Source organism: Burkholderia sp. IO2 (assembly GCF_029522185.1).
In the GTDB taxonomy this organism is placed as follows: domain Bacteria; phylum Pseudomonadota; class Gammaproteobacteria; order Burkholderiales; family Burkholderiaceae; genus Burkholderia; species Burkholderia cenocepacia.
The window spans coordinates 21,305-47,702 of the sequence record NZ_JAKWFH010000057.1; the positions used below are offsets into that span (position 1 = coordinate 21,305).

32 protein-coding genes, 1 tRNA gene and 1 pseudogene are annotated in these 26,398 nt (G+C 63.6%); 21 read left to right on the top strand and 13 right to left on the bottom strand.

Annotation, left to right across the window (positions count from 1 at the left end; genetic code table 11):
- Window positions 1–209: 209 nt before the first annotated feature.
- A complete protein-coding gene (locus tag MMB92_RS28520) occupies window positions 210–914 on the top strand; it encodes a pirin family protein (protein WP_006497153.1) in 705 nt (234 codons plus the stop codon).
- A gap of 69 nt (window positions 915–983) precedes the next feature.
- Here the strand turns inward: MMB92_RS28520 and MMB92_RS28525 are convergent, their stop codons facing one another.
- A complete protein-coding gene (locus MMB92_RS28525) occupies window positions 984–1,538 on the bottom strand; it encodes a periplasmic heavy metal sensor (RefSeq protein ID WP_277563107.1) in 555 nt (184 codons plus the stop codon).
- Window positions 1,539–1,762: 224 nt separating this feature from the next.
- Between MMB92_RS28525 and MMB92_RS28530 the strand changes: the two genes are divergently transcribed.
- Both MMB92_RS28530 and MMB92_RS28535 read left to right on the top strand, forming a co-directional pair.
- Window positions 1,763–2,488, top strand: coding sequence for a response regulator (locus MMB92_RS28530; RefSeq protein ID WP_006493394.1), 726 nt, complete (start codon window positions 1,763–1,765; stop codon window positions 2,486–2,488).
- A complete protein-coding gene (locus MMB92_RS28535; protein WP_277563108.1) occupies window positions 2,472–3,788 on the top strand; it encodes an ATP-binding protein in 1,317 nt (438 codons plus the stop codon). The genes MMB92_RS28530 and MMB92_RS28535 overlap by 17 nt, the downstream gene beginning before the upstream one ends.
- Before the next feature lie 42 nt (window positions 3,789–3,830).
- Here the strand turns inward: MMB92_RS28535 and MMB92_RS28540 are convergent, their stop codons facing one another.
- The gene (locus MMB92_RS28540) at window positions 3,831–4,097 is read right to left on the bottom strand and encodes a hypothetical protein (protein ID WP_011545926.1); all 267 of its coding nucleotides are present in this window, start codon (window positions 4,095–4,097) and stop codon (window positions 3,831–3,833) included.
- Between the two features lie 502 nt (window positions 4,098–4,599).
- On the opposite strand from MMB92_RS28540, the gene MMB92_RS28545 reads away from it, so the two are divergent.
- A complete protein-coding gene (locus tag MMB92_RS28545; protein WP_006497150.1) occupies window positions 4,600–6,357 on the top strand; it encodes an ABC transporter permease subunit in 1,758 nt (585 codons plus the stop codon).
- 22 nt (window positions 6,358–6,379) lie between these two features.
- Window positions 6,380–7,717 (top strand): nitrate/sulfonate/bicarbonate ABC transporter ATP-binding protein, encoded by a 1,338-nt coding sequence (locus MMB92_RS28550; protein ID WP_277563109.1) that lies wholly within the window; start codon window positions 6,380–6,382, stop codon window positions 7,715–7,717.
- Between the two features lie 64 nt (window positions 7,718–7,781).
- Here MMB92_RS28550 and MMB92_RS28555 read toward each other — a convergent pair whose 3' ends face one another.
- Together MMB92_RS28555 and MMB92_RS28560 are read right to left on the bottom strand one after the other, a co-directional pair.
- Window positions 7,782–8,276, bottom strand: coding sequence for a hypothetical protein (locus tag MMB92_RS28555; protein ID WP_058901690.1), 495 nt, complete (start codon window positions 8,274–8,276; stop codon window positions 7,782–7,784).
- Window positions 8,273–8,824, bottom strand: coding sequence for a hypothetical protein (locus MMB92_RS28560; RefSeq protein ID WP_006497146.1), 552 nt, complete (start codon window positions 8,822–8,824; stop codon window positions 8,273–8,275). The genes MMB92_RS28555 and MMB92_RS28560 overlap by 4 nt, the downstream gene beginning before the upstream one ends.
- Before the next feature lie 288 nt (window positions 8,825–9,112).
- On the opposite strand from MMB92_RS28560, the gene MMB92_RS28565 reads away from it, so the two are divergent.
- From MMB92_RS28565 to MMB92_RS28575, 3 genes are all read left to right on the top strand, one after another.
- Entirely contained in the window at window positions 9,113–9,322 is a 210-nt protein-coding gene (locus MMB92_RS28565) for a hypothetical protein (RefSeq protein ID WP_006487640.1), read from the top strand.
- Between the two features lie 138 nt (window positions 9,323–9,460).
- Window positions 9,461–10,882 carry an alpha,alpha-trehalose-phosphate synthase (UDP-forming) gene (otsA, locus tag MMB92_RS28570; RefSeq protein WP_006497145.1) on the top strand — a complete coding sequence of 474 codons (1,422 nt, stop codon included), beginning with the start codon at window positions 9,461–9,463 and terminating at the stop codon, window positions 10,880–10,882.
- Window positions 10,875–11,468 (top strand): AAA family ATPase, encoded by a 594-nt coding sequence (locus MMB92_RS28575; RefSeq protein WP_080330753.1) that lies wholly within the window; start codon window positions 10,875–10,877, stop codon window positions 11,466–11,468. Before otsA ends, MMB92_RS28575 begins: the two co-directional genes overlap by 8 nt.
- A gap of 30 nt (window positions 11,469–11,498) precedes the next feature.
- On the opposite strand, the gene MMB92_RS28580 is transcribed toward MMB92_RS28575, so the two are convergent.
- Both MMB92_RS28580 and MMB92_RS28585 read right to left on the bottom strand, forming a co-directional pair.
- Window positions 11,499–12,866 carry an MFS transporter gene (locus MMB92_RS28580; protein ID WP_006487638.1) on the bottom strand — a complete coding sequence of 456 codons (1,368 nt, stop codon included), beginning with the start codon at window positions 12,864–12,866 and terminating at the stop codon, window positions 11,499–11,501.
- 185 nt (window positions 12,867–13,051) lie between these two features.
- On the bottom strand, window positions 13,052–13,432 hold the full coding sequence (locus MMB92_RS28585; protein ID WP_006487642.1) for a DUF5594 family protein: 381 nt from the start codon (window positions 13,430–13,432) through the stop codon (window positions 13,052–13,054).
- A gap of 117 nt (window positions 13,433–13,549) precedes the next feature.
- Between MMB92_RS28585 and MMB92_RS28590 the strand changes: the two genes are divergently transcribed.
- Window positions 13,550–13,954, top strand: a complete 405-nt coding sequence (locus MMB92_RS28590) for a hypothetical protein (RefSeq protein ID WP_043206388.1) — start codon at window positions 13,550–13,552, stop codon at window positions 13,952–13,954.
- 198 nt (window positions 13,955–14,152) lie between these two features.
- On the opposite strand, the gene MMB92_RS28595 is transcribed toward MMB92_RS28590, so the two are convergent.
- The gene (locus MMB92_RS28595) at window positions 14,153–14,479 is read right to left on the bottom strand and encodes a hypothetical protein (RefSeq protein WP_006478153.1); all 327 of its coding nucleotides are present in this window, start codon (window positions 14,477–14,479) and stop codon (window positions 14,153–14,155) included.
- Between the two features lie 143 nt (window positions 14,480–14,622).
- Here MMB92_RS28595 and eco point away from each other — a divergent pair, with 143 nt between their 5' ends.
- Window positions 14,623–15,123 carry a serine protease inhibitor ecotin gene (eco, locus tag MMB92_RS28600; protein ID WP_006497142.1) on the top strand — a complete coding sequence of 167 codons (501 nt, stop codon included), beginning with the start codon at window positions 14,623–14,625 and terminating at the stop codon, window positions 15,121–15,123.
- A 20-nt stretch (window positions 15,124–15,143) separates the two neighbouring features.
- Here the strand turns inward: eco and MMB92_RS28605 are convergent, their stop codons facing one another.
- Window positions 15,144–15,767, bottom strand: a complete 624-nt coding sequence (locus tag MMB92_RS28605; protein WP_006487662.1) for a TetR/AcrR family transcriptional regulator — start codon at window positions 15,765–15,767, stop codon at window positions 15,144–15,146.
- 115 nt (window positions 15,768–15,882) lie between these two features.
- Between MMB92_RS28605 and MMB92_RS28610 the strand changes: the two genes are divergently transcribed.
- Window positions 15,883–16,623: an SDR family NAD(P)-dependent oxidoreductase gene (locus MMB92_RS28610; protein ID WP_006487647.1), complete on the top strand. Its 741-nt coding sequence runs from the start codon at window positions 15,883–15,885 to the stop codon at window positions 16,621–16,623.
- Between the two features lie 53 nt (window positions 16,624–16,676).
- On the opposite strand, the gene MMB92_RS28615 is transcribed toward MMB92_RS28610, so the two are convergent.
- Window positions 16,677–17,009: a hypothetical protein gene (locus MMB92_RS28615; RefSeq protein WP_006487649.1), complete on the bottom strand. Its 333-nt coding sequence runs from the start codon at window positions 17,007–17,009 to the stop codon at window positions 16,677–16,679.
- A gap of 224 nt (window positions 17,010–17,233) precedes the next feature.
- Window positions 17,234–17,310: transfer RNA gene (locus MMB92_RS28620), tRNA-Met, on the bottom strand.
- Window positions 17,311–17,484: 174 nt separating this feature from the next.
- Between MMB92_RS28620 and MMB92_RS28625 the strand changes: the two genes are divergently transcribed.
- The 7 genes from MMB92_RS28625 (at window position 17,485) to MMB92_RS28655 (ending at window position 21,726) form a co-directional block, all read left to right on the top strand.
- Entirely contained in the window at window positions 17,485–18,066 is a 582-nt protein-coding gene (locus MMB92_RS28625; protein ID WP_006487651.1) for a sigma-70 family RNA polymerase sigma factor, read from the top strand.
- 12 nt (window positions 18,067–18,078) lie between these two features.
- Window positions 18,079–18,387 carry a hypothetical protein gene (locus tag MMB92_RS28630; protein WP_006487637.1) on the top strand — a complete coding sequence of 103 codons (309 nt, stop codon included), beginning with the start codon at window positions 18,079–18,081 and terminating at the stop codon, window positions 18,385–18,387.
- Window positions 18,388–18,389: 2 nt separating this feature from the next.
- Window positions 18,390–18,686 (top strand): 4Fe-4S binding protein, encoded by a 297-nt coding sequence (locus tag MMB92_RS28635; RefSeq protein WP_077055717.1) that lies wholly within the window; start codon window positions 18,390–18,392, stop codon window positions 18,684–18,686.
- Window positions 18,687–18,792: 106 nt separating this feature from the next.
- Window positions 18,793–19,509 (top strand): class I SAM-dependent methyltransferase, encoded by a 717-nt coding sequence (locus tag MMB92_RS28640; RefSeq protein WP_006487657.1) that lies wholly within the window; start codon window positions 18,793–18,795, stop codon window positions 19,507–19,509.
- A 570-nt stretch (window positions 19,510–20,079) separates the two neighbouring features.
- On the top strand, window positions 20,080–20,820 hold the full coding sequence (locus tag MMB92_RS28645; protein ID WP_208090275.1) for a TIGR04255 family protein: 741 nt from the start codon (window positions 20,080–20,082) through the stop codon (window positions 20,818–20,820).
- Window positions 20,817–21,263 (top strand): hypothetical protein, encoded by a 447-nt coding sequence (locus tag MMB92_RS28650; protein ID WP_154817281.1) that lies wholly within the window; start codon window positions 20,817–20,819, stop codon window positions 21,261–21,263. Before MMB92_RS28645 ends, MMB92_RS28650 begins: the two co-directional genes overlap by 4 nt.
- Entirely contained in the window at window positions 21,193–21,726 is a 534-nt protein-coding gene (locus MMB92_RS28655) for a hypothetical protein (protein WP_154817282.1), read from the top strand. Before MMB92_RS28650 ends, MMB92_RS28655 begins: the two co-directional genes overlap by 71 nt.
- Window positions 21,727–22,159: 433 nt before the next feature.
- Here the strand turns inward: MMB92_RS28655 and MMB92_RS28660 are convergent, their stop codons facing one another.
- Both MMB92_RS28660 and MMB92_RS28665 read right to left on the bottom strand, forming a co-directional pair.
- The gene (locus tag MMB92_RS28660; RefSeq protein ID WP_059696412.1) at window positions 22,160–22,357 is read right to left on the bottom strand and encodes a hypothetical protein; all 198 of its coding nucleotides are present in this window, start codon (window positions 22,355–22,357) and stop codon (window positions 22,160–22,162) included.
- A gap of 72 nt (window positions 22,358–22,429) precedes the next feature.
- Complete coding sequence (locus MMB92_RS28665) at window positions 22,430–22,666, bottom strand: hypothetical protein (protein WP_062884386.1); 237 nt, start codon at window positions 22,664–22,666, stop codon at window positions 22,430–22,432.
- Between the two features lie 255 nt (window positions 22,667–22,921).
- Between MMB92_RS28665 and MMB92_RS28670 the strand changes: the two are divergent.
- From MMB92_RS28670 to MMB92_RS28680, 3 genes and pseudogenes are all read left to right on the top strand, one after another.
- Window positions 22,922–23,068, top strand: a pseudogene (locus MMB92_RS28670) (DUF159 family protein); the annotation flags it as partial.
- 279 nt (window positions 23,069–23,347) lie between these two features.
- Entirely contained in the window at window positions 23,348–25,087 is a 1,740-nt protein-coding gene (locus tag MMB92_RS28675; RefSeq protein ID WP_080465502.1) for a retron Ec67 family RNA-directed DNA polymerase/endonuclease, read from the top strand.
- A gap of 321 nt (window positions 25,088–25,408) precedes the next feature.
- Complete coding sequence (locus MMB92_RS28680) at window positions 25,409–25,645, top strand: excisionase (protein WP_062884757.1); 237 nt, start codon at window positions 25,409–25,411, stop codon at window positions 25,643–25,645.
- 36 nt (window positions 25,646–25,681) lie between these two features.
- On the opposite strand, the gene MMB92_RS28685 is transcribed toward MMB92_RS28680, so the two are convergent.
- On the bottom strand, window positions 25,682–26,398 hold a 717-nt coding region (locus tag MMB92_RS28685; RefSeq protein ID WP_208090896.1), incomplete at its 5' end, for a hypothetical protein.

The window sequence follows — 26,398 nt, forward strand, 5'->3', positions numbered from 1 at the left end:
GATATCCGGAAAACGGCAATCCGGCGCGATCGACCGATTCCTCGATTCGGCTGTTGCGGCAATCGTGGTATTCGCAACGAATATTTTGGCAATTGTTTGCGCGGGTGCAACGATGCGGTGCGCCGGCGGCGGATTGTGGCGCTTTCGGTCTCCTCCTACAGTGGAGGTAAACCCGAACAGAACATCTGCGTCCCCGAGCGTCCTCCCCAATGTTCCAGATCCTGCGCGCCGAAGACCGCTGCCGCACGCGCCACGGCTGGCTCGAATCGAGTCACAGCTTTTCGTCCGCCTGCCACACCGAGCATGCGCCGGTACGTCCGCCCATTGGCGCGCTGTGCGTGTTGAGCGAGGACCTGATCGCACCGACGCGCGGCTTCGGGATGCAGCCGCGCCGCGACGTGGAGATCGTCACGTACGTGCTGGATGGCGCGCTCGCGCATCGCGACAGCCTCGGCTGCGGCGCGATCGTCCGGCCCGGCGGCATCCAGCGGATGAGCGCCGGCACGGGGCTCCAGCACAGCGAAACCAACGCATCGCGCGACCGGCCGCTGCATCTGCTGCAGATCTGGCTGCAGCCGGCCGAGCCGGGCGGGCGGCCCGGCTACGAGGAACGGCGCTTCGCCGACGACGAGAAGCGCGGCCGGCTCAGGCTCGTCGCGGCGCCCGACGGCGGCGACGGCGCGCTGTCGATGCGGGCCGACGCCCGCATCTTCGCGGGGCTGATCGACGGCGACGAGACGGCGGCGTTCGACGTGCCGGCCGGGCGCAGCGTCTATGTGCACGTGGCGCGCGGCGAGGTCGAGGTCAACGGCCGCGCGCTGGCCGCCGGCGACGGCGCGCGGATCGGCGGCGTGGACGCGGTGGCGTTCGCGCGCGGCCGGACCGCCGAGGTGCTGCTGTTCGACGTCGCCTGAAATGAAAAAGGGGACGCAGGCCGGTGCCTGCGTCCCCGTTCGAGGCCGCTGCGGGAGCGGCCCGCCGGCTTACTGCGCCGGCGCCGATGCGCCCTTGGCGGCCGCGCGGTGCTGTTCCCAGCGCTCCTTCATCTTCTCGTGGCGCTGTTCCATCTTCGCGAATTGCTGCTTGAGCGCCGTGCTGACTATCGTCTTCTGCGAGTCGTTCAGCCCGTTATAGAACGTGAGCCACGCGGCGGACGTCTGCTCGCGCAGTTGCGCGTTCTGCGCCTCCGCCTGCTGGCGCGCCGAATGCATCGCGCTCAGGTCGAGGATCGGCTGGTTCTGCTGTGCCTTGAACTGCTCGCGCATCTGCTCGTGGCTCTTGCGCATCGCGTCACGGTTCTGCTTCATCGTGTTGACGGCCGCCTGCCACTGCTGTTCCTGCGACGCGTTGAGCTTCAGCTGGTCGTGCAGTTTCATGATCGCGCCGAACGGGCCGCCTTCGTGCCCGCCGTGCATCCGGTGCATGCCGGGGCCGCCCGGCGGCGGCATGTCGTCGGGCTGCGCGGCATGCGCGGTGCCGAATGCGAGAGCGAGCACGGTGGCGGCCGCGATGGCCACGCGGGAAGTCTTCTTATACATTTCAGAAACTCCTTGTATCCAAAGGGTCCGGCGATGCGGCGCCGGGAAAGTCGGGTACCGCATCCGGTAAGACGCAGGTTAGCGATGCAGGCCCCGGCGGGTGTTACGCGGGGTGGCGGCCCGGTTACCGAGCATTACAGTTCCCTTGCGCGGTAACCCGCAGTAACCCTTTCGTCCCTTTGTTTCGTTCTTCGACTCCGCCCTCGCGCGGTAAACTTCGAGCCATGACTACCCAGATCCTCATCGTCGACGACGACCAAGAACTCCGAGACCTGCTGCGCGACTATCTCGTGCGCCAGGGGATGGAAGTGTCCGTGCTGCACGACGCGGCGACGCTCGAGAAGCGCCTCGAGCGCGAGCGGCCCGACCTGATCGTGCTGGACCTGATGATGCCGGGCGTGGACGGCCTGACCGCGCTGCGCCAGTTGCGCGCGGCCGGCGACGACATCCCCGTGATCATGCTGACCGCGCGGGCGGACGACGTCGACCGCATCGTCGGGCTCGAGCTCGGTGCGGACGACTACCTCGGCAAGCCGTTCAACCCGCGCGAGTTGCTCGCACGCGTGCAGGCCGTGCTGCGCCGCCGCCGCGCGACGCCGTCGGCGGCCGCGCCCGAGCAGCGCGAGCCGTTCGCGTTCGGCCGCTTCCTGCTCGACTTCCAGGCGCGCACGCTGTCGGTCGACGGCAAGCCGGCCACGCTGTCGAGCAGCGAATTCGCGCTGCTGAAGATCTTCGTGAACCATGCGCTGCGCACGCTCACGCGCGAGCGGCTGCTCGAGCTGCTACACGGGCCCGAGTACGACGGCACCGACCGCGGCATCGACGTCCAGGTGTGGCGCCTGCGCCGCATCCTCGAAACGGATCCGTCGACGCCGCGCTTCATCCAGACGGTCCGCGGGCGCGGCTACGTGTTCGTGCCCGACGGCGAGGCTCATGCGCAAACCCATTGATTCGCTGTTCGGGCGGCTGGCGCTGCTCGTCGTCGGTGTCCTGCTCCTGTCGCACTTCGCGTGGTTCTTCGCGATGCGGCTCGAGCGCAACCAGATGCAGACGCGTTACGCGGTCGAGGAGGCCGCGTTCCTCGTCGATGCGGTGCGCCAGCACGTCGAGCGCACGCCTGATCAGCCGTTGCCGTCGCGCGTGCGGCTCGTGGCGCCCGACAGCCCCGATGTGCCGAAGGGCGGCGATGCGGGGCTGCCGCCGCCGCTGAAGCGATTCCGCGACGACGTGAGCGAGCGCATGCCGCCCGGCACGCAGGTCGAGATCGGTACGCCCGGCCATCCGCCGGTGCTGTGGGTCAAGGAGCCGGCCGACCGTAACTGGATCGTGGTGCCGGTGCAGCCGCTGCGGCCGCCGCGCTCGCTCGACCGGATGCTGCTGTGGCTCGGCACGATTTTCTCGGCCGGCGTGATCGCCGCGCTGTTCGCGGCCTGGCAGTTGCAGCAGCCGCTGCGCTCGCTCGCACGTGCGGTCGCGCGTTTCGGCCGCGGGCAGCCGGTGCCGCCGCTGCGCGAACGCGGCCCGCGCGAGCTGCGCCAGCTCACGCACGGCTTCAACCAGATGGTGGAACAGGTGTCGCAGGCCGAAAGCGATCGCGCGGTGATGCTGGCCGGCGTCGCGCACGACCTGCGCACGCCGCTTGCGCGGATGCGCCTGCGCGCGGAAATGATGGACGACGCACGGCTGCGCGACGGCGTCGTGCGCGACGTCGACTCGATGTCGCACATCGTCGACCAGTTCCTGGTGTTTGCGCATGGCGGCGCCGACCGCAGCGAGCCGGTGCCGGTCGACCAGGCGTGCGAGCGGATCGCGCGCAGCTATCGTGCGGTCGCGCCGAACGCGCCGGCGGTCCAGACGCGGCTGGAGGCCGATCCCGGCTTCCGGCTGCCGACAGCGACGCTCGACCGGATCCTGTCGAACCTGCTGGACAACGCGCATGCGTACGGCGCGCCGCCGGTGCTCGTCGAGACGGCGCGCACGCCGACGGGCTACGTGTTGTCGGTCAGCGACAGCGGCGGCGGCATCGCACCGCGCGACCTCGCGGCCGCCACGCGGCCGTTCGTGCGGCTCGACCCGGCACGCGGCGGGAACGGCCACAGCGGGCTCGGGCTCGCGATCGTCGAGCGGCTGGTGCTCAGGCTGGGGGGCGCGTGCGACATCGGCAATCGCCCCGAAGGTGGCCTGCGGGTATCGATGACGTTTCCGTTCGAGGCCGTGCCGAAGGACGAACCCCACGCCGAGGCCGCCTGAGCGGCCGCGGCGCCTGCCCGGCCGGGCAGGCGCCGCGCGGCTTCATTCGCCGAACAGCGTGCCGAGCGTCTCGGCCGCGTTGCTGTCGATCGTGTTGTAGGTCACCGTGGTGGCCTCGAAGATATAGACGGTCGTATACCGGCCGAGGCGCTCCAGGATTTCCTCCTGCAGCGATTCCGGCACGACGTTCATGTTCAGGTACCACGCCGTAGACGACAGCCGCGTCTGGAACGACCCGTACTCCTGCATGAGTTCATAGAACGCGTCGGCATCCTGATCGCGACAGACGATCACCAAGTTTCCTGCCATTCCCTTCCTCCCGCTCGTCGGTCGATGCCCGGGGCCTGTATACAGAGGGCGCGTGCGCATGGCAGCGGCACCGCCGACACGAACCCGGGGGCTAGCCCCGATCATACCTGCTTCGTCGTATCCGGCTGCTGATGCCGGACACGGTTTGTGCCCGCGTGCGGCGGGCGGGTTCACGGCCGGGCCGGATCACGGCATAATTCGGGCCTGCGTGCCGGCCGCAGGACTGCGGCCGGGCTGTTCCGTACCGCGCGCCCGCCATCCGCCCACGCGCCGGGCACGATCCATGCGCTGCCTGCGCCGTCCCCGGACGGTTGTACCTGAAATACAGGTTGGTGTAGTGTCGTGCCGTCGCGGCCCGACTCGCCCGGCCGCGGCAGCGCATGCGCGCACGGCGCGCCGCGTGCGCGAGATCGCCAGTCAATCGAATTACCGCGCCCGTGCGCTTTGCCATGAATCAACATCGACTGCCGGCTTCGTTCGGCCTTACCGGGGAGGGCGCCTGATGAACGTCGGATTCTTCAATCCGAACCGGACCGCCAACGCATCCGCGTGGCGCGTGTTGCCGAACCGGTGGGACTTCATCGCATTTCCGCTGATCATCTGCCTGATCGCGATGGCGGTGGTCGGCTTTCACGAAACGATGGCGCCGATCGGCGTGCTGCAGACGCAGAAGATCTCGCTCGATCCGTCGAACCTGCCCGAATACGCGCTGCGCACCACGCTGCGAATGCTCGCCGCGATGGTCGCATCGCTCGCGTTCACGCTCGTCTACGGCACGCTCGCGGCCAAGAGCCGCCGCGCGGGCATGGTGCTGATCCCGATCCTCGACATCCTGCAGTCGGTGCCGGTGCTCGGCTTCATCTCGTTTACGGTCACGTTCTTCCTCGCGTTGTTCCCGAGCCGCGTGCTCGGCGCCGAGCTGGCCGCGATCTTCGCGATCTTCACGAGCCAGGCGTGGAACATGACGTTCAGCTTCTACCAGTCGCTGCGCACGGTGCCGCGCGACCTGGACGAAGTGTCGCGCGGCTTCCACCTGACGTCCTGGCAGCGCTTCTGGAAGCTCGAAGTGCCGTTTTCGATGCCGGGCCTGATCTGGAACATGATGATGTCGATGTCGGGCGGCTGGTTCTTCGTCGTCGCGTCGGAGGCGATCACCGTCGGCAACCAGACGATCACGCTGCCGGGCATCGGCGCGTATCTCGCGCAGGCCATCTCCGACAAGAACTTCGGCGCGATCGGCTGGGTGATCCTGACGATGACGGTCGTGATCCTCGCGTATGACCAGTTCCTGTTCCGCCCGCTCATCGCGTGGGCCGACAAGTTCCGGATGGAGAACACAGCGTCGGGCGATGCGCCGCAGTCGTGGCTGCTCGACCTCGTGCGCCGCACGCGGCTGATCCATCAGTTGCTCGTGCCGGCCGGCTGGTTCTTCGCGAAGGCCGCGCGGATCCCGCTGCGCCTGCCGCTGTCGGGCGCGATGCGTTTCACGCTGCCGAAAGTCGAGAAGAAGGCGTCGCGCACGGTCGACATCGCATGGGCCGGGCTCGTGCTGATCGGCACGGCCTACATCGTGTGGCGCGTCGTCAGCTTCGTCGCGACCGGCGTGACGATGGCCGAGGTGGGCCACGTGCTGGTGCTCGGCCTTATCACGCTGCTGCGCGTGGTCGTGCTGATCTCGATCGCGTCGGTGATCTGGGTGCCGATCGGCGTGTGGGTCGGGCTGCGCCCGAAGCTGGCCGAGAAGCTGCAACCGCTCGCGCAGTTCCTCGCCGCGTTCCCGGCCAACCTGCTGTTCCCGGTGTTCGTGATCGTGATCGCGCGCTTCCACCTGAACGCGGACATCTGGCTGTCGCCGCTGATCGTGCTCGGCACGCAGTGGTATATCCTGTTCAACGTGATCGCCGGCGCAACGTCCTACCCGAACGACTATCGCGAAGCGGCGACCAACTTCCGCATCCGCGGCTGGCAGTGGTGGCGCCAGGCGATCCTGCCCGGCATCTTCCCGTACTACGTGACGGGCGCGATCACCGCCTCGGGCGGCGCGTGGAACGCGAGCATCGTGTCGGAAGCCGTGCAGTGGGGCAGCACCAAGATCGAGGCGCACGGCCTCGGCGCCTACATCGCGCAGACCACCGCCGCCGGCGATTTTCCGAAGATCATCCTGGGCATCGCCGTGATGTCCCTGTTCGTCACCCTGTTCAACCGCCTGCTGTGGCGCCCGCTGTATGCCTTCGCCGAAGCGAAGCTGCGGCTCGACTGAGACCGATTGAGAGCGAAACGCGATGCACAATCCGAATGCTGTAAACGCCCCCGTCCAGACGTCCCAGCCCCCGCGCCTCGGTGAAGAAATCCTGCGCGTCGATCATGTCTGCCGCGGCTTCAACAAGACGCAGGGCGAACTGCTCGTGCTCGACGACGCGAACCTGTCGCTGCGCGAAGGCGAGATCGTCGGCCTGCTCGGCCGCTCGGGCTCGGGCAAATCGACGCTGTTGCGCATCATCGCCGGCCTGATCGAGCCGACCGGCGGCGAAGTGACCTACCTCGGCAAGCCGCTGCGCGGCCCGGCCGAAGGCGTCGCGATGGTGTTCCAGACCTTCGCGCTGTTCCCGTGGCTGACCGTGTTGCAGAACGTGGAAGCCGGGCTGGAAGCGCTCGGCGTCGGCGCACGCGAGCGGCGCGAGCGTGCGCTCGCCGCGATCGACCTGATCGGTCTCGATGGTTTCGAGAACGCGTATCCGCGCGAGCTGTCGGGCGGGATGCGCCAGCGCGTCGGTTTTGCGCGCGCGCTCGTCGTCGATCCGACCATTCTGCTGATGGACGAGCCGTTCTCCGCGCTCGACGTGCTGACGGCTGAAACGCTGCGCACCGATCTGCTCGATCTGTGGACGCAAGACCGGATGCCGATCAAGTCGGTGCTGATCGTCACGCACAACATCGAGGAAGCGGTGTTCATGTGCGACCGGATTCTCGTGCTGTCGTCGAACCCGGGGCGCGTGATCGCCGAAATCAAGGTGCCGTTCAAGCATCCGCGCAATCGTCTGGACCCCGCGTTCCGCAAGCTCGTCGACGACATCTACGCGAAGATGACCGCACGCCAGACCGGCGAAGCGACGAAGAAGGGACTCGAGCTCGGCAGCTGGCTGCCGCAGGTGTCGACCAACCTGATGGCCGGCCTGATCGAGACGCTCGCGATGGCGCCGTACCACGGTCGCGCCGACATGCCGGAAATCGCCCGCACGCTGCACCTCGAGGTCGACGACCTGTTCCCGATCGCGGAAGTGCTGCAGTACCTCGGCTTCGCGGACGTGCGCGAAGGTGACGTGTTCCTGACGCCGCCGGGGCGCGTGTTCGCGGAATTCGGTACGCAGGAGCGCAAGCTGATGTTCGCGGATCACCTGCTGAAGCACGTGCCGCTCGCCGCGCGGATCAAGAAGGTGCTGAACGAGCGTCCGGGGCACCGCGCGCCGCGCGTGCGCTTCGAGCAGGAGCTCGAGGACTTCCTGTCGGACGGCGCGGCCGAGGAAACGCTCGACGCGGTGATCGACTGGGGCCGTTACGGCGAGATCTTCTCGTACAACGACCAGACCGAAATCTTCAGCCTCGAGGACGTCGAGTCCTGATGCGGGTGGGGCGCTCGGTATAACCGCGCGGCGCAGAACGCCACGGGCGCGGCGCACCGCACCGTTACTGCAAACTCCCCCACCGATCAACGGCCGGTTCCGCCGACGCCCACTTCCAGTGCGTGCCTTGCTGGCACGCATTCGCGAAATACCAGTCGGCCTTGTCGCCGTCCTTCACCGAGAACGCGAATTCCTTGCACAGCGCGAGCGCCGACGCGTACGCGCGCGTGACGCGCACTTCGCCTTCGCCGTTCTCCAGCGGCAACGTGTTCTTCACCTTCCACGGCTTCACTTCGCCGACGGCGAGACTGCCGACCGTCTTCGCGATCGCGTCCTGCTGGTTCTGATGGAGCTGCTTCATCGTGCGGTTGACGGCTTCGTCGGTCGCCGCCTGTACGGCGATCCCGACGCCGACGCCCACTGCCGGGTTCGCGGTGACGAGGCCCGTCGCCGCGCCGGCCAGCGCGCCGCTCGCCGCGCCGACCGACCCGCAGCCCGACAGCGCGACCGTCGCCGCGCACAGCGCGCCGATCGCCGCGATACGGATCGCGACGCTCATTGCAGCGCGCCCCAGCGTTCGGTCGCCGGTTCGGCCGATGCCCATTTCCATACGGGCCCGTCGCGGCAGATGGTGGCGACGTAGAACGCCGATTGCGCGGCCTTGTCGGCCTTCGCCGGCGTGTCGACCGCGAACACGATTTCCTTGCAGTCGAGCGGACCGATGCTGATCATCCGGCTGACCGTCACGCGGCCCTGCTCGTCGTCCTCGATCGGGAACGAATGGTGCGTCGACCACGGCGCGACGCCGCCGACGTCGAGCGGGCCGGCCGCCTTCGCGATCTGCTCCTGCGTGTAGCGGTGCGCGACGCGTTGCGTGTACTGGACGCCAGCCCGCGCGCCGGCAACGGCGCCGAGGCCGATGCCGGTCGCGACGGCGGCGTTGTTGGTGACCTTGGAAGCGATCGCGGCGCCCGCGATACCGGCGCCGGCTGTCGCGCCTTCGCTGTACAACGAATTGCAGCCGGACAGCAGTGCGGCCGTGGCGATCACGGCCAGCACGACGCGCGCCGGCGTGGCCCGGCGCGGCGATTCGAAACGAATGTTCATCCCTGAGTGCAAGTCCTGTCTGGGTGAGCGGCGACGCATGCACGCCCTGATGCCGCGTCATTGTTTCGCAATTGTCATAGGAAAACTGCAAAGCTTTGACAAATCGCCGAGCGGCAGGCCGCGTGCGCGCGGGCGGCGTTATTGTCGGATAGATGATCGGAGCAGGGTCGAAACGTTACAAATTGAAGGTAATTGTTACCTTTGGGTGCGACGAAGCGACCTAGACTGTTTTGCTATGGAATGTTTCTACGACGGCCTCGAGCCGCGCCGCACATGAGACACCCAGCCATGCGCCGTTCGAAACGGTTGTCACACCGGCCGCCTGACGCGGCGGCCAGCCATCCGGAAGACCGCTCGCGTCCGCAGACCGACGCGCCATCGGCACCGCCCGCGGGCGCGCCGGACGAGACGCCGTCGGACGGCGATCACAACCAGGGTGGTGCTCGCCCGGAAGGGCTCGACTATCAACGCGACCTCGGTCAGGAGCAGGACGCTTGATACGGTCGTCGCCGCATTCCACCGCCGTATTTCATTGCAATTCTCGGAACTGAGTCGCCGCGCGGCCGCCTTCGGGCCGCCGCGCCTGCTTTGGCGTGCGTCGCGCGCCAGCCAATCGAATCGAGGAGGGGAAGTCGCATGAGCAGATTGATCGTGGTATCGAATCGTGTCGCCGCCGGCGAGGATACGCGCCCGAGCGCGGGCGGCCTGGCTGTCGGCGTGATGGACGCGCTGCGGGAAACGGGCGGCGTCTGGTTCGGCTGGAACGGCGAGATCGTCGGCGCGCCCGATGCCGAGCCCGCGATCCAGCGGGACGGCAACGTGACGTATGCGACGGTCGGGCTCACCCGGCGCGACTACGACCAGTACTACCGCGGCTTCTCGAACGCGACGCTGTGGCCGGTGTTCCACTACCGCGGCGATCTCGCGCGCTTCGATCGGCAGGAGTACGCCGGTTATCTGCGCGTGAACGCGATGCTCGCGAAGCAGCTCGCCGCGCTGCTGCGTCCGGACGACCTGATCTGGGTGCACGACTATCACCTGCTGCCGTTCGCGCACTGCCTGCGCGAGCTCGGCGTGAAGAACCCGATCGGCTTCTTCCTGCACATCCCGTTTCCGTCGCCCGACATGCTGCGCCTCGTGCCGCCGCACGAGGAACTCGTGAAGTTCATGTGCGCGTACGACGTCGCGGGCTTCCAGACCGAAGCCGACAAGCAGGCCTTCACCGACTACATCGAGCGGCGCGGCATCGGCGCGGCGAGCGACGACGGGATGCTGCATGCGCATGGCCGTGTCGTGAAGGTCGCCGCCTATCCGATCGGCGTGCATCCCGACGCGATCGCGCAGGCGGCCGTTCAGTACGGCACGCGCAAGCCGGTGAAGATGCTGCGCGAGGCGCTGGGCGACCGCAAGCTGGTAATGAGCGTCGATCGCCTCGATTACTCGAAGGGGCTCGTCGAACGCTTCCAGTCGTTCGAGCGGATGCTCGCGAATGCGCCGGGCTGGCAGGGGCGCGTGTCGCTCCTGCAGATCGCGCCGCCGACACGTTCCGACGTGCAGACCTATCAGCACATCCGCGAAACGCTCGAAGGCGAGGCCGGCCGCATCAACGGCCGCTTCTCGCAACTCGACTGGACGCCGATCCAGTACCTGAACCGCAAGTACGAGCGCAACCTGCTGATGGCGTTCTTCCGGATGTCGCAGGTCGGCTACGTGACGCCGTTGCGCGACGGGATGAATCTCGTCGCGAAGGAATACGTCGCGTCGCAGGATCCGGCCGATCCGGGCGTGCTCGTGCTGTCGGAGTTCGCGGGCGCGGCGGCCGAGCTGACCGGCGCGCTGCTCGTCAATCCGTACGACCTGTCGCAGATGGCCGAGGCGCTCGAACGTGCGCTGTCGATGCCGCTCGCGGAGCGGCAGGCGCGTCACGAGGAGAACCTCGCGCGGCTGCGCGAGAACGACCTGTCGGTCTGGCGCGACACGTTCGTCGCCGATTTGCGCAGTGTCGCGGCGGCGGCGTCGGTCACGCGGCGCGCGGGCCGGCGGGTGGCGCATGCGTGAGGGCGCGCCCGGCGCCGATAGCGACGACGAAGTGGCCGACGATCCCGCCGGCCGTTTCTTCGTCGTGACGGGCGGGCCGGGTTCGGGCAAGAGCACGCTGCTCGATGCGCTCGAACGTGCCGGCTACGCACGTTCGCAGGAAGCCGGGCGCGGCGTGATCCGCGACCAGATGGCCGTCGATGGCCAAGCGCTGCCGTGGCGCGACCCGGCAGCGTTCGCGGAGCTGATGCTGAGCTGGGAGATGCGGTCCTACCATCTCGCGCGGCAGGCGCGTGGACCGGTGTTCTTCGATCGCGGCGTGCCGGACGTGATCGGTTACCTGAAGCTGACCGGGTTGACGGTGCCCGCGCACGCGGAAGCCGCGGCGCGGCGGTTCCGCTATCACCGGCGCGTGTTCATCGCGCCGCCATGGCCCGACATCTATGCGCAGGACACCGAGCGCCGGCAGGATTTCGCGGAAGCGGTGCGGACCTATGACGCGATGGTCGATTGCTATACGTCGTATGGCTATCGGCTGATCGAATTGCCGCGTGTGAGCGTGAAGGCGCGCGTGCGCTTCGTGACGGACACGCTCGACGCCGCCTGACGCCCGCCGCGCGTACGGCGCGCGATGGTGTCAGGTCGCCGTGTCCGGCCGCGGCGATGCGATGCGCAGCAGGCTGACGACCGCGGCCACCGCCGCGAACACCGTGGCGACATAGAGCGCGATCGTCGGCCCGCGGTCGGGCGCGAGCCCGAAAATCAGCGCGACGAGCGCCGCGCCGAGCGTCTGGCCCGTCAGGCGCGCGGTGCTCAGCATGCCGCCGGCGCCGCCACTGCGCTCGCGCGGCGCCGACGACAGCATCGCGCGGTTGTTCGGCGACTGGAACAGCCCGAAGCCCGCGCCGCACAGCGCCATCCGCCACACGATGTCGACCGTGCCCGGGTGCGCGCCGATCGTCGCGAGCGACAGCAGGCCGGCGGCGAACAGTGCAAGCCCGATCCCGCCGAGAATGCCGGCCGAATAGCGGTCCGACAGCACGCCTGCGAGCGGCGCGGCGAACACGATCACGAGCGGCCACGGCGTCATGTAAAGGCCGGTTTCGACCTGCGAGAAACCGAGCGAATGCTGCAGCCAGAACGGTAGCGCGACGAACGCGAGCATCTGCGACGTGAACGACGCCGTCGACGTGTAGACCGACAGCGCGAACATCGGGATGCGCATCAGGTCGACCGGCAGGAGCGGCGCCGGCTGCGACAACTGACGCTTCACGAAGAAGTAGCCGACCACGAATGCGACGGCCAGTTCGGCCGCGACGTACGCATGACCTTCGCCGTGACCGAGCCCGTCGACGGCCGTGATCAGCAGGCCGAACACGCACGCGTTCATCAGCGCGCTCGGGAAGTCGTACGGCGCGTCGTGCAGCGGATTGGCCGGCAGCGCGCGCAGGCTGCCGAGCACGGCCGCGATGCCGATCGGCACGTTGACCGCGAAGAGCCACGGCCATGACGCGAACGACAGGATCGCGGACGCGACCGTCGGCCCGATCGCCGACGACAGCGCGACCACCATCGCGTTGATCGACAGACCGCGCCCGAGCAACGACGACGGGTAGATCATCCGCACGAGCGCCGCGTTGACGCTCATGATGCCGGCCGCGCCGAACCCCTGGATCACGCGCATCACGGCCAGCATCGGCAGCGAGCCGGCCAGTGCGCAGCCGAGCGACGCCGCGGTGAACAGCGCGAGCCCGGCGATGTAGATGCGGCGGTAGCCGATGCGCTCGCCGAGCGACGCGAGCGGCAGCAGCGTGATCGTGACCGCGAGCTGGTATGCGTTGACGATCCAGATCGACGCGGCGTCGGATGCATGCAGGTCGCGCGCGATGGTCGGCAATGCGACGTTCGCGATGGCGCCGTCGAGCACGGCGAGCGTGATGCCCAGGGCGACGCAGACGATCGCCCAGTAGCGTTGCGGAAGCGGCAGGCCGGTATCGGCGTTCATGACGGGAGCGAGAGCGTGGTTGTCCGCGTGCCAGCTTGCCGGTTGCGTGCGCAACCATGTGCGGGGGCGGAGGCGGCGATGAACGGCCCGGCCGGCATGGCGGCACCGGAACGGGGCCGGTCGAGTGTATCACCGGGCCGCATCGCGCGACGCCGAGCCGCGCGCCCGCCGATTGGCGCGCGCATTCAGCCTTCGAAGTCGAGACCGCCGAGCCGCACGAGCGGGTCGGCCTGCGTGCGCGACGCGAGATCGATGTCGCGCGCGCCCTGCCACGCGCCCAGCTTTCTCGGCAGTGCGGCCAGGTAGTGCTCGAAGCGCTGCGGGCCGTCGGGTTCCATCAGCCGCTCGATCTCGTCGGAGTCCCACGTCAGTTCGAGATTCAACGGATGCACGAAGCCGCTCACGTGCTCGTGCGGCGCGCTGCGGATCTGCACGCGCGTCGGGTGCCCGTGCCCGCCGTAGGGGACGACGTCGGTCTGCACGTGATCGGCGAAGAACGCGGCGATCGCCTGCGCGATGCGCGGCGCGAATTCGGTATCGAAACGGCGGGCGGTTTCGGGCTGCATGAAGGCGTCTCCTGTATGCCGAAAATCGTAGCACGGCGACGCCGCGTTTCGGCGGATGCGATACCGGTAATCGCGCGTTACCACTTGCTGCATCTATTACGGCCGCGCACCGCCACAATGCTTCGCATCCAGTACCACTTCGCGTGGGAGTCCATCATGAAAAAGATTGCCGCAGTGTGTGTCCTTGCCGGTTCGCTCGCGGTGGCGGGGCCGGCGTCCGCGCATGGCCGCGACGGCGGCGCCGTCATCGGCGCATTGATCGGCGGCGCGGTGCTGGGCGCGATCGTGACGTCGGCGATGAATCCGCCCGTCGCCTATCAGGCACCCGCGTACCAGGCGCCGGCCTATCAGCCGCCGACGTACTACCAGGCGCCCGCGTACCAGCAGCCAGCCTACCCGACCTATCAGCAGGCGCAGTACCAGGACGACGGTCCGAACTATTGCTACGACCGCTACCAGCGTGCGTACGTCTGCGGGGCGCCGGTGCAGCAGGGTGGCTACGTGCAGCCGGCCGGCTGGTAAGCGCCGGCGCGCGGCGTGCGCGCGGGGTGGGTGCCGGTCGGCCGGCACCCACCGACGATCGTTTCGCCGCGCCGAACGACGAAAGGCCCTCGCTCGATGCGAGGGCCTTCGTCTTTTTTGTGGTCGTCCGTACGCCTGCATGGCGCGCCGCCGGCCATCGGCGGGCCGTGTGTGGATACAAACGGTTGCAATTGCGCGTCAGTGGCGATGCCCGCCGCCGTCGCCGCGACCGTGTCCGCCACCGCCGCCTTCGTTCCAGTCGCCGCGGCGTCCGCCGCCGCGCCACCAGCCGTTGCCGCGGTTGCCGCGATCGCCGTCCCAGTGATGGTAGTCGCGTCGGCCGCGATCCCAGTCGCGTCCGCCGCCACCGCCCCAGATATTGACCGTGCCGTACACGGGGGACGGCGCGTACGCGTAGCCGGGATCGGAATAGTAGGGCTGCCCGTAGCCGTATCCGGCGTCCGGGGCGACGACGCAGCCGGCCAGCAGGGTGGCGACGCCGGCGGCAGCAATGAGCTTCAGCATGATGTTCTCCGTTGGTTGCGCTATAAGTACCGCGCCCGGGGATTGCCGGCTGTTTGCAATTGTGTCGCCAAATTACAGGCTCGTAAGGTCTTGCGACGAAAGTGTTAGCATCCGGGGCTCATTTGTTTTTCAGGAGCACATCGATGAAATTCGCGATCCGGGCCGCGCTGGCCGCTTTCTGCGTGACGACGGCCGCCGCCTGCGTGGCCGCGCCGGCCTCCGCGCCCGCCGTGCCGGCGGAGTCGATCAAGATGTTCCCGCAGGCCGCGGCCGGCCAGCAGCGCGTCGTGATCGCGCTGCCCGCGCTCGAGAACGAGGGCGATGCGCGCGTCGAGCTGATGATCGGCAAGACGCTGCAGACCGACTGCAACCAGCAGTGGTTCGGCGGCGAGCTGACCGCCGAGGACGTGAAGGGCTGGGGCTACACGTACTACCGGCTCACCGACGTGAAAGGGCCGGCATCGACGCTGATGGCATGCCCAGGCCAGGCGCCGCAGCAACGCTTCGTGCAGGTGCGCGGTGACGGCCAGCTGCTGCGCTACAACAGCCGCCTGCCGCTCGTCGTCTATGTGCCGGACGGCTTCGACGTGCGCTATCGCGTGTGGCATGCGTCGAAGGACGTGCAGCAAGCTGCGAAGCAGTAACCTTTCGGCGGCGCCTGCCGCTACGCACCGGCCGCGCCGCTCGTGCCGACGAGCGCCGGCCAGGCGGCCAGCGCGGCCTGCGCGATGGCCTCCAGATCGCGGCGGCTCGCGCCGTCGCGCGCCTGAATCGACATGCCCTGCTGAACCGTCACGTAGTAGCGGGCGATCGCGTCGAGATTCGCGTGCGCGGATATTTCGCCGGTCGCGACGCCTTGCGCGAGCCGCTCCCGCAGCGCGTCGACCGTGTGCTCGCGCATCGCGATCAACGTTTGCCGGACCGTATCGGAACGTTCGGCCGGATGCAGCGCCGACAGCACGATCAGGCAGCCGGCCGGCTTCGAGCGCCGCGTGAACACGCGCGCGGTATCCATCAGGTAGCGCTGCACGGCGTCGTGCGCACTGGCCGCCCGTTCGACGCCCCCCCAGATTTCCCGCCCCTCGGTTGCGCCGTAATGCTCGAGCGCTTGCCGGAACAACGCTTCCTTGCTGCCGAAGGCCGCATACAGGCTCGGCGACGCGATGCCCATCGCGGTCGTCAGGTCCGTCATCGACGCTCCTTCGTAGCCGAGACGCCAGAACACCTCCATCGCGCGATCCAGCGCCGCTTCCTTGTCGAAGCTTCTCGGTCGGCCTCGTTCAGCCATTGCGTCCGTTCCTTCGTCGATATCTGTATCGATCGATAAAATAAATCAATTGACTGTGCGGCGCAACTTGCCACATTCTGTGTCGGTCGTTACATAAATGAGGAAAGGAACCGACATGAACCGACTTCAGGGCAAGCGTGCACTCGTCACGGGCGGCAGCCGCGGCATCGGCGCGGCGATCGCGAAACGGCTGGCGGCCGATGGCGCGGACGTGGCGATCACGTATGAAAAATCGGCCGAGCGGGCGCAGGCCGTGGTCGCCGGCATCGAGGCGCTGGGCCGGCGCGCCATCGCGATCCAGGCCGACAGCGCCGATCCGGTCGCCGTGCGCAACGCGGTCGATCGTGTCGCGGAGGCATTCGGCGGACTCGACATCCTCGTCAACAACGCGGGGATTTTCCGGGCCGGATCGCTCGACGACCTCACGCTCGACGACATCGACGCGACGCTGAACGTGAACGTGCGCGCGGTGATCGTCGCGTCGCAGGCGGCGGCGCGGCATCTCGGCGAGGGCGGGCGCATCGTGTCGACCGGCAGTTGCCTCGCGACGCGCGTGCCCGATGCGGGGATGAGCCTCTATGCGGCGAGCAAGGCCGCGCTGATCGGCTGGACGCAGGGGCTCGCGCGCGATCTCGGCCCGCGCGGCATCACGGTCAACATCGTGCATCCGGGGTCGACCGATACCGACATGAACCCGGCCGATGGCGCGCATGCCGATGCGCAGCGTTCGCGGATGGCGATTCAGCAGTACGGCAAGGCCGACGACGTGGCCGCGCTCGTGGCGTTCGTCGTCGGACCGGAAGGGCGGTCGATCAACGGGACCGGATTGACGATCGACGGCGGCGCGAACGCGTAAAGGCCGCTGCCCGGCGCGGATTGGCCGGGTGGGGGCGGGTGCGGCGTTGTTCGTTACTGGCAGCCGAGGCGCTGGTGCTCGGCTTCCAGATCGGCCCGTTTGTCGTAGGCGCGCAGTTCGTTGCGTGGCTTGCCGTCCGGGCCCATCCCGCGCACGACCTTCTGGCCGCGGTCCGGTGAGTGCGTGACCGCGTCGATGCCGGCGGCCAGTTCCCGACAGCGGGCGTTGGAGGCGGTGCTTTCCGGGCGCGGGGCTGCCGAGGCAGTGACGTTGGCGATGCCCGGGCTGACGTAGCGTTGCTTGGTGGGGGCCGTGCCGGTGTCGGCGGCGTTGGCCACGGCGGTCATCGCCGAAAGCACGACGAGTGCCGCGATCGTTCGAATCATTCGAGAAGTCCGTGTGCTGAACCGAAGAAGGTTCGGAATTCTACGCAATGTTCGCTGCATGGCTGCGGCGAATGGACGAGCTGCGATTACGTGTCGCACGTCGTGGGGAACGCGCGATTGCATCGCCGTTCGCATACCTTAGTTGCGCTGCACGCGCAAGCCACATCCCCGGACCGCCGGACAGCAAAAAGCCCGCTTGCTTTCGCAAAGCGGGCTTCGGCATTTGGTTGCGGGGGTAGGATTTGAACCTACGACCTTCGGGTTATGAGCCCGACGAGCTGCCAGACTGCTCCACCCCGCGGCGCGAAGTGTACTTCGGGTTGATGCGGGGAGTCAATCGATTCCTGCGACGACGGGCTGATGCCATATCGGGCCTGTTCCTTGAAACGACTGCAGCGCAGTGCAGCCGACGCGTACAACCGAAAATTTTTCACGCTCGCCACAATATTCGCGCGCCTGAAACGTCTTCAGACGCATGGAACCGCCACCCACTTCGCAAACGATGACCGACCCAGACCGCGACATCACTGCGACGGTGATGCGTGAACGAACGAGGCTAGGGAATTTCATTCGGCGCCGGATCCGCGACCCGGACGATGCCGAGGACGTTCTGCAGGATGTGCTTCACGAATTCGTACAGGCCTATCGACTTCCCGCGCCAATCGAACAGGCGAGCGCGTGGCTGTTCCGTACCGCGCGCAACCGCATCATCGATCGTTTTCGCAAGAAGAAGGAGCAACCGCTGACCGATCTGCTCGATGCCGACGACGAAGCGGACAGCGAGTATCGCCTGGATCTGGCGCTGCCGGCGCACGATGCCGGCCCCGAGGCGCTCTACGCTCGCACGCTGTTGCTCAAGGCGTTGCAGGATGCGCTCGACGAGTTGCCGGCGAATCAGCGCGAGGTTTTCATCGCGCACGAGCTGGAAGGACAGTCCTTCAAGGAGATGGCCGCGCAAAGCGGTGTCACGCTCAATACGCTGCTCGCGCGCAAACGCTACGCGGTCCTGCATCTGCGTGCTCGACTGCAACCCATTTACGACGAACTGGATATCTAGAGGAGTCGACGGATGAATTTTCGAATCAGATGTGCGGGCAAGGCGCTGCTCGTGGTGGTGGCCATCGGCGTGCTCGGTGGGGTCGTGATGATGTTGTGGAACTGGGTGATGCCGGCGCTATTCGTCGGCGCCCGGACGATCGACTTCGCTCATGCGCTGGGCCTGCTCGTGTTGAGCCGCATCCTGTTCGGCGGATTCCGCGGACACCGCGGCTGGCACGGCCGGCGCCACTGGCGCAAGTGGGAAGCCATGACGCCGGAAGAGCGCGAGCAGTTCCGAGCCGCATGGCGGTCGCGCGGCAAGCGGCCCACGGAGGAGTGACCATGCGCGAGAAATCAGCGGCCGACTGCAAGCAGAAGGCGGGCGTGATTGCGCCGGTCATCGATCTGAAGCGTTGCGAGGGCAAGGGCGATTGCGTCACCGTTTGCCCCGAAAACGTGTTCGAGGTCCGGCGCATCGACGAGGCCGATTATCTCGACCTCGGTCTGATGCATCGCTTGAAGCTGCGCGTGCATGGAATGAAGGTCGCGTACACGCCGAATGCGCAAGCCTGTCGGTCATGCGGGCTTTGCGTGACGGCGTGTCCCGAGCGCGCGATCACGCTCGCGAGAAGGGCATAGCGTCGCCCGTGCTCGCCGATGATGGAGCGGTAGCGCCGCAGGCCTGATGGCGGATAGCAGTCGCTGGATACGCCGTCTACGTGATCAAACTCATCAAGGAACGCACTTGGTTTCTACCACCCACGCTCTTTTGCAACGGCTTCATGAAGAGAGCCAGCGCGAAATCATCGCCCGCGCCCGCGCGCAGTTCCAGGGGCCGAACGAGGCGTTTCCGACGCTCGTCGACGAATACGAAGCACTCGCCCCGAGGTTGCGAGGGCGGTTTCTCGAAACGTTCGGCCTGTTCACCGAAGATTTCGAATCGTCGGCGGGCAGTGCGCTATCGTTGGCCGTGTCGGCGGAAACGGGAAGGTTCTTGCGCAACATGGTGCTCGCGCAACGGCCGACCAGAATTCTCGAACTCGGCAGTTCCTGCGGTGTGTCGACCCTGTATTTCGCCGATGCGCTGCGGACGTTGGGCCGTGGCGTGGTCATCGCGACTGAATGCGATGCGCGCAAGTGCGCGCGTTTGCGCGACCACGTCGAAACTGCGGGCCTGGAGGCCTATGTCGACGTGCGGGAGGGCGATGTGTTCGACACGGTTGCTGAGCTGGACGGGACTGTCGACATGGTGTTTATCGACGTCTGGGCCGACGCCTATCTGAAGCTGTTCAAGCAGATCGAGCGCCTGCTGCGGCCGGGATCGGTCGTGCTGGCCGACAACATGTACACGGCCGAGGACGCCGTGCGACCGTACAAGCAATACCTCGACGAGGAGCCGCGGTTTTCGACCACGACGCTGGATTTTGAGTCGGGGGTTGAGTTTACGGTTGTCGTTGCTTGAGTGGGGAGTTCTTGTGAATCCGGGGAGGTATGGGGCTTGACTGGTCCCCCGACAGAATTCATGCGTCAATGATGACAGGTGGTTGTGGGGTGTTTTTCAGAATTTATACCCCCAAAAACACCCCTAAAAAATCGTAGTCGTGAATTCTACGGGTGCGGTTCCTAAGGCTCGCCGGGTCGACTGCTGCTTACTAATCTTTGTCTTCCATATGAAATTTTTTTAAAATCAAGGGTTTACGAAACTCGCAAACTGCAAAACCAAGGCTGCACAAGGTCAATCAAGGGTAATCCCGCCCGCCCAAGCTGCACTTAGCTGAACTCGTTGAAGCGTGCCGACGGCGCAGGTCTGCCCTATCGTCGTGCTGCGTGGCGCTGGCTGGACCGTACGGCAGTAGTATTGAGCACCGCTCAGTGCAACACTGTCCTATACTTACCCGTCAAGATGAGCTCGGATCTGCACATTGTTCCTTGGCTGAGGGGTTGCACGACGGGGGAAGCTCGTACTGGTGCAGCGTGAGATTCGGCCCGATGGGCCTGCATTTCGCAAATAACAATCGTCACAACACCTGACATGGCAGAAATTCGACACCTGAGCGACGCTCCGATCCGCGAAGCGATCATCGACATTCAATTCGGTCCCGAAGTCGCCTTTGAAACCATTGACAGCTTCGCTACGGATTTTGCCTCCTCAGACGACAAGATTTCAGATATTTGGACGTCGACGCTTCAGGTGAAAGTTGAGCCCACTGGGGTAAGGCAGTCTCAAGTTGGGGCACGCGTTGGCAAGCGCATCGACATGGACGAAGGGAAGCATGTAGTCCAGTTTCGGACTACCGGATTCACCTTCAGTCGTTTACGGCCTTATGACCGATGGGAAGTGATGAGCGAGGACGCCCTCGGCATATGGCAAAAGTATCATGACGCGATAAAACCTGCGGCAATTACCCGTCTGGCCACCAGATTCATCAATGCCATTGAAATTTCGCTACCGATAGTAGATTTCGCTGATTTCTTGATATATCCGCCTGAAGTGCCGAACTCGCTTCCGCAAGGCGTGATGAGCTTCCTAAATCGAGTGGCGTTTTCCGATCCGGGCACTCCCGACGTCACAACCGTTACCCAAATGCTGGAAGGGTTGTCGCCTGACCAAAAAAACGTGACAATTCTTCTGGACATTGATGCTGCCTGCATAGCGCCACCAACGGATACAGATATACGGCAAATCGCCCTAACTCTGGGCCGACTACGCGAAACGAAAAACAAAGCGTTTTTTGGATATCTCAAAGAAAGCGCATTGGAGCGATATCTATGACCGCCCTCGCACCTTGTAATTATGATCTCCCATGGGGAGGCACCCCTGGCGCCTCGTCGGAAGCCAAAAGTGTCGAGAGAGCGCGATTCAAGGGAATTTACCAATTGAAAGAAAAACTGTCCGGTACATCTGCAATTCGCGATGAGCTTTTCAGTCTTGCGTATGAGAATGGCGACGTGTCAGAATCGACGCTAAGCAAGGCGTACCATTTTGCTATCGCACTGCCATCTTATGTCGAGCAACCGGAACTCTCGGTCGATACGGATGGGGAAATCGCGTTTGACTGGGCTGACGAACAGAATATTTTGTCAATAAGCGTCGGCGGTTCGGGGAGAGTTACGTATGCAGGAAAATTTAAAGAAGCCACGACTCATGGCACGCTTTATTTATCTGATCGAGTCATTCCTGAATTGGCTAACGCACTCAAACACTTCAGACGATAGCGTCACTTCTCATGCGGCTGACGTTGCGCTGGAGACCGCCAACGACGCAAAAATCGCCCCGCCGTCCCCTATCTCTCGCTTTATTTACGACTCGGGGAAATATTTTAAGCAAAACAATCGACCGAAACCAGGCGCATTTATGCCTGAGGAATACGAAAACAGATGGGAAACGTCGGTTTGTCGAATGGACAAATGCGGCGACGACCGCGTTTGGCACTTGGGGCGGACGCGCCGTGCCGATCGAACTCTCCGCGCCCGAATCGACTTCGACGTCCAGCATGTCGTCGACAATGCCCTCGCATGCCATACGGCGCCGCAAGACGGGTTTGACGAGCACGCGGTGGTTGTGGAGTGGCCCTCCGACAAAGCGGAGCAGAAGTTGATCGCTGTAAAGCTTGCCGATGCCGTGGGGGCCTGCAAAATGGCTCCGCCTGTCGCCGAGGGTAACGCGACCGTCCATTGACGAAGTCAGGTAGTAGCGTGTATCCGACGAGAGTTTCTCAAGGTGTGACGTTCGTGCATAACCATGACGCATAAATCCGCATAACGAAATCTCGCATTCGGAGCAGCGGTGCGGCCACGCCAGCTGGACCTGGACGGCGATTGCATGCGCGCATAAAAATCGTTCGTTTTTACGGGCAGGTGGGGCTGGGTTACACCTGCGCACCGAGCGGTTCGCCACACCGGCTGCGCCATCGAATGTCTTTTATTGCTGCCGAACCTGCTGCAAAGCGTGTGAGCCTCTTCCTTAGGCTCGCCTTACGGGAGATTGTTAACAGCTTCGAACGAGGCTGGCCCGTCACCGCATCCCAGGCCGCCTCATCTCCTCGCGCAGCAGATGCATCAGCCGATGTTGCGGTAGTTGTATCGGTGGAGAGAGGCGGACGCCCAATCGCCTAGTATCGCCGCCCGTAGCCCTCGCGATACAGCGTTGCGCCGATCGATGTCAGCAACGCGATGTCTTCTTCTCCCAATGTGTCCCAGGCGCCCGCCAGCCAACCAGCGAAGCCGGCACAAGCGTGGTCCAGATCGACCGCTGCCCGTCCTTCGGCATTTAGCCGCTCGAAGATCGTGATTACGTCGTGTGGGGTCATGGTTTGCTCCCGGCGATAATCAAAGCATAGGTGTTCGAGGCCGTACGCTCGGAAAAGGTGAAGGAGCGCGTCCTACTTCCGGCTGCGCGGATCGTGGATCAATGCGAGGCGGCCTAAAAGTTCGTCCACTTGGATTTCGAAGACCCTGTGTCGCACGGGTTGCGCGCGGAGCTTGTTGAGCTTGTCTCTCCAATACGCCGGGTCGTTCACCGACGACTTGTTGACGAACGCATGTTGCGCTTGCTCAAGTAGTCCGATCGCTCGCCTGATATGTACCAATTCGCGTTCCGCTTCGCAGTACCAGCTCATGTTTGCCGCCTTCTGATGATTTTTATCGTGACTTGCCGTACCGCGAGAGCCTGGAGCTACTCAAAGGCAACGCGCGAGCCGATCTCGGACCGTGCTGCTGCACGGCGCGATGGGTGTAGGGTGGGGGCAAATGTGGTGCGCAAGCAGAGCGCGACGCAGACTTGGGGAGGGGCGAGCGGCCAATCTACAATTGGCTACTCGGTTCAACTCATCATACGCGCTTCGCTGATCAGGCAGCTGCTTTATTTCGTCCGCGACGAGAGGCGCGCGCCCGTCGTGATCTTGCGGCCGGACGACCGGGAGGAATGGCTGACGACGTCGAATGTGGAGGCTGCTCGATCACTGCGCCAGCTTTTTCCTGAATGTGACATGACGGCCGAGTCGAGGAATTCAGCTAACTGATTGATTTTTCGCGACTAGCGGAGCGCATGTCGATCGCTCTGAATCGGCAGATGTACGTTGGCGTCAGCCATTCGGGCAAGTAGTTGTATCAATTTGTAAGTGGATGGTATGATGAGGATGGACTTGCGGATAGATTTTTTGTCATGTTTCGTGACACGTGAAATAAATGGTGGAGAGATTGCTATCCATTATCCGCTTTGCAATTACTATGCATAATGCACATACTGCATAGGAGTATCCGCAGGTCCATTCCCTCTTGCTCAAAAAATCACTAAATATATGTCAAGGCTGGCGAAGCTGCGGGAAGCTACGGGACTTGAAGAACTTGCGAAGCTGCTTGGATTCAAGCCAAAGTCAATCTCGTATGTTCTGTATATCAAAGATTCCGAAAAGAAATACGCAAAATTTGAGATCCCAAAGCGGTCTGGCGGGATGCGGCAAATAAGTGCACCGTGTTCGGAGTTGATGGGTCTGCAGCGTAGGTTGGCTGAGTTGTTGCAGGAGTGCATTGCCGAGATAAATGAGGAGCGTGGTGTTAAGACGGTTCTCTCCCATGGTTTCCGAAGAAAACATTGTATTAAGACAAACGCATGGGCGCATCGAAATAAGCGTTATGTGTTGAACGTTGATCTTCAGGATTTTTTTGGCTCAATTAATTTTGGGCGGGTTCGTGGATTTTTTATATCAAACAGAAATTTTCAATTGAAGGAGAAGGTGGCAACGCTAATTGCGCAAATTGCGTGCCACGACAATGCTCTCCCTCAAGGAAGTCCGTGTTCTCCAGTTATATCCAATCTCATCGGGCATCTGCTGGATATTCGTCTTGCGGAATTGGCCAAACAGAGTGGGTGTACGTATTCTCGATATGCCGACGATATAACATTTTCTACGAACAAGCCTCAATTTCCAAAAAATGTCGCGGTGCAGAGAGATGAAGATGACCACTGTTGGGTTGCTGGGGCGGATTTGGCGAAAATAATCAGCAGGGCGGGATTTAAGGTTAACGATAAAAAGACCAGGCTTCAATATCATGGGTCGCGTCAAGAGGTGACCGGGCTCGTCGTTAATACGAAGTTAAATGCGCGTTCGGAGTATCGTCATGTGGCTCGGGCAATGGTTCATCGATTGATGAAGACCGGGTCGTTTACGCGCAAAGGCTACGTGCTGGATAAGGAAGGAAAGGGGTCGATTCAGGAGGTCGAAGGGACGGTCGAGAGCCTTAGTGGAGTTCTCAGTTTTATAGATTCGGTCGATTTGTATAATCGAATGAGCAAGATAAAGAAGGCCGATCGAGAAAAGCCGCTGGTAACCTTGCAAGATAAGACGGCGACAGAGCGATGCTACGGGGATTTTTTGTTCTACAAGAATTTTCTTGCGAATGAAAAGCCAGTCGTCTTGGGGGAAGGGAAGACGGACAATGTTTACATCCAATGTGCGCTGCGATCGATGTTTGCGCAGTATCCGTATTTGATTAAGAAGAATGCGGACAAATTTGATTTTCAGTTTTCGTTTTTTAATAGAACAAGCACCACCGATCGCGTGACTTCATTAAGTGGTGGTTCGGAGCAGTTCAAGACATTTGTAAAAGAATATCTTGCCTATAGACGTAAATTCCCAATTAAGGAAAAGGCGCCTCCTATCGTAATTGTGGCCGATAGTGATAATGGTGTAAAGCAATTGAATGGGTATATTAGGAGTGTGACTGGCTCGGCTGTTGATATGAATGCCGATTTCACGTACATCAAGGAAAATTTGTACGTGGTTTATACGCCTATCGCCGCAGATGGAAAGGGGGCGCCAATTGAGAATCTCTTCGAAAAAAATGTGCTTGAGAAGGAGCTCAACGGAAAAAAATTCAATCCGTCTAACTCTGGGATAAATCCTGCCAAAGAGTATGGGAAGGCATATTTTGCGCAACACGTTGTCAAAGCGGATGCCGATTCGATTGATTTTAGTGGCTTCAAGGTACTTCTTGATCGAATTGCAAAGGCGATCGCCCACGGAAGTGCGAAGGTCTGACTAGGGTGTCGCGATCGTCCTCATCGAGCCTTGACCAAATCTTGACCTCGATGGACGGAAGTCGACCGAAATAGAGGCGGATGCGCAGCCGTTCATATGATAGCTATGGCTGCAAGTCGTTGATTTGACTGCGCTTCCGTTGGCATTGCTTTGCAAGATGCTGGACTTCTAAACCGTAAGTCATAGGTGTGAATCGTTGTCGTGAATCGCCGGTAAAGACGCCGAGGTCGCTACTCGCCAATCCACTTCCTTCCATGAAAGGCCTCGTACTCGTTGACGGCGGTGGTACGCTACTTGTCGCTGAACGCAGTGAGGTCCGAAATGAAAATCAGACTGAACCTTTGGCTCGAGCGCGAGTTCTTTCCGCCGCCGGCGATGCGAACGGCCTCGCGATGGATCAAGCAGGGGAAGATTTACCCGCCGCCGATCAAGGTCGGTAACGCGTACTACGTCGAAGAGAAAGCCATCTACCAGGAAGGGAATCGGCCGTTGAGGTTGGCAGAACGCCTGAGACTCGAAGAAATCGAAGAGCACAGCAAGTCCAAACGAGCCAAATGATCATGCCGGCTGTGTCGCCGGCATGCGGCATTTCTATCAAGTCATGCTCGCGAAAAGACTGGCGGCCGCTCGCTTTACCAGGTAGCTTTGCAACGTCGTAGCCTCGATGCTTGATAGGGAAAACTGGATTGTCCCTTCGCGCATCAGTACCAGGCTCCCGTCGTTCGTCACGGCGCATGCGAATCCCGCGGGCCCGACCTTCGGGATCGGCGTCGTAGCGTGAGGAGCGGCATGGGGTGCTGCTGGGGCTCGCTTCGCGACGCGCGGCTTGCGTTTCGTTTTCGGTCGCTTAGTGTCGAACACGCTGGAACGTGCATCGTCCGATTTAGCGATCGGAATGACGTTCTTCGCGTCGACGATTTTTTGCTGAATGCGTTCCACGGCGTCCGGCGGCACATCATCCGACAGGTAATGGGCGTTCATCGTTGTGCCATCGCGGACGATGCGTTCTACCAGGACCTGACCGGCTTTGACCGATGGCCAAATTGCCGTCGACACCTTTGTGGAATTTTCAAGGTTCAACTTCCTGGCCAGCTCCGCGGATGTGATCCCCGGCTGACGTTTGATCAGTTCTACGATCTGCAGGCGACGGCTAATCTGCTCCTTCTTCGACTTCATCATCGTGGCTATATGAACGCGTCCCGTTTGCAACAGTTTTCGTGTGTTCAGACAGACAGGATGGGCTGCAGCTCTATATCCGGCCTTGTTGCAGCCAGTACTGCCGCTGCGGGCCCCTATGAAATTCGCTGACTC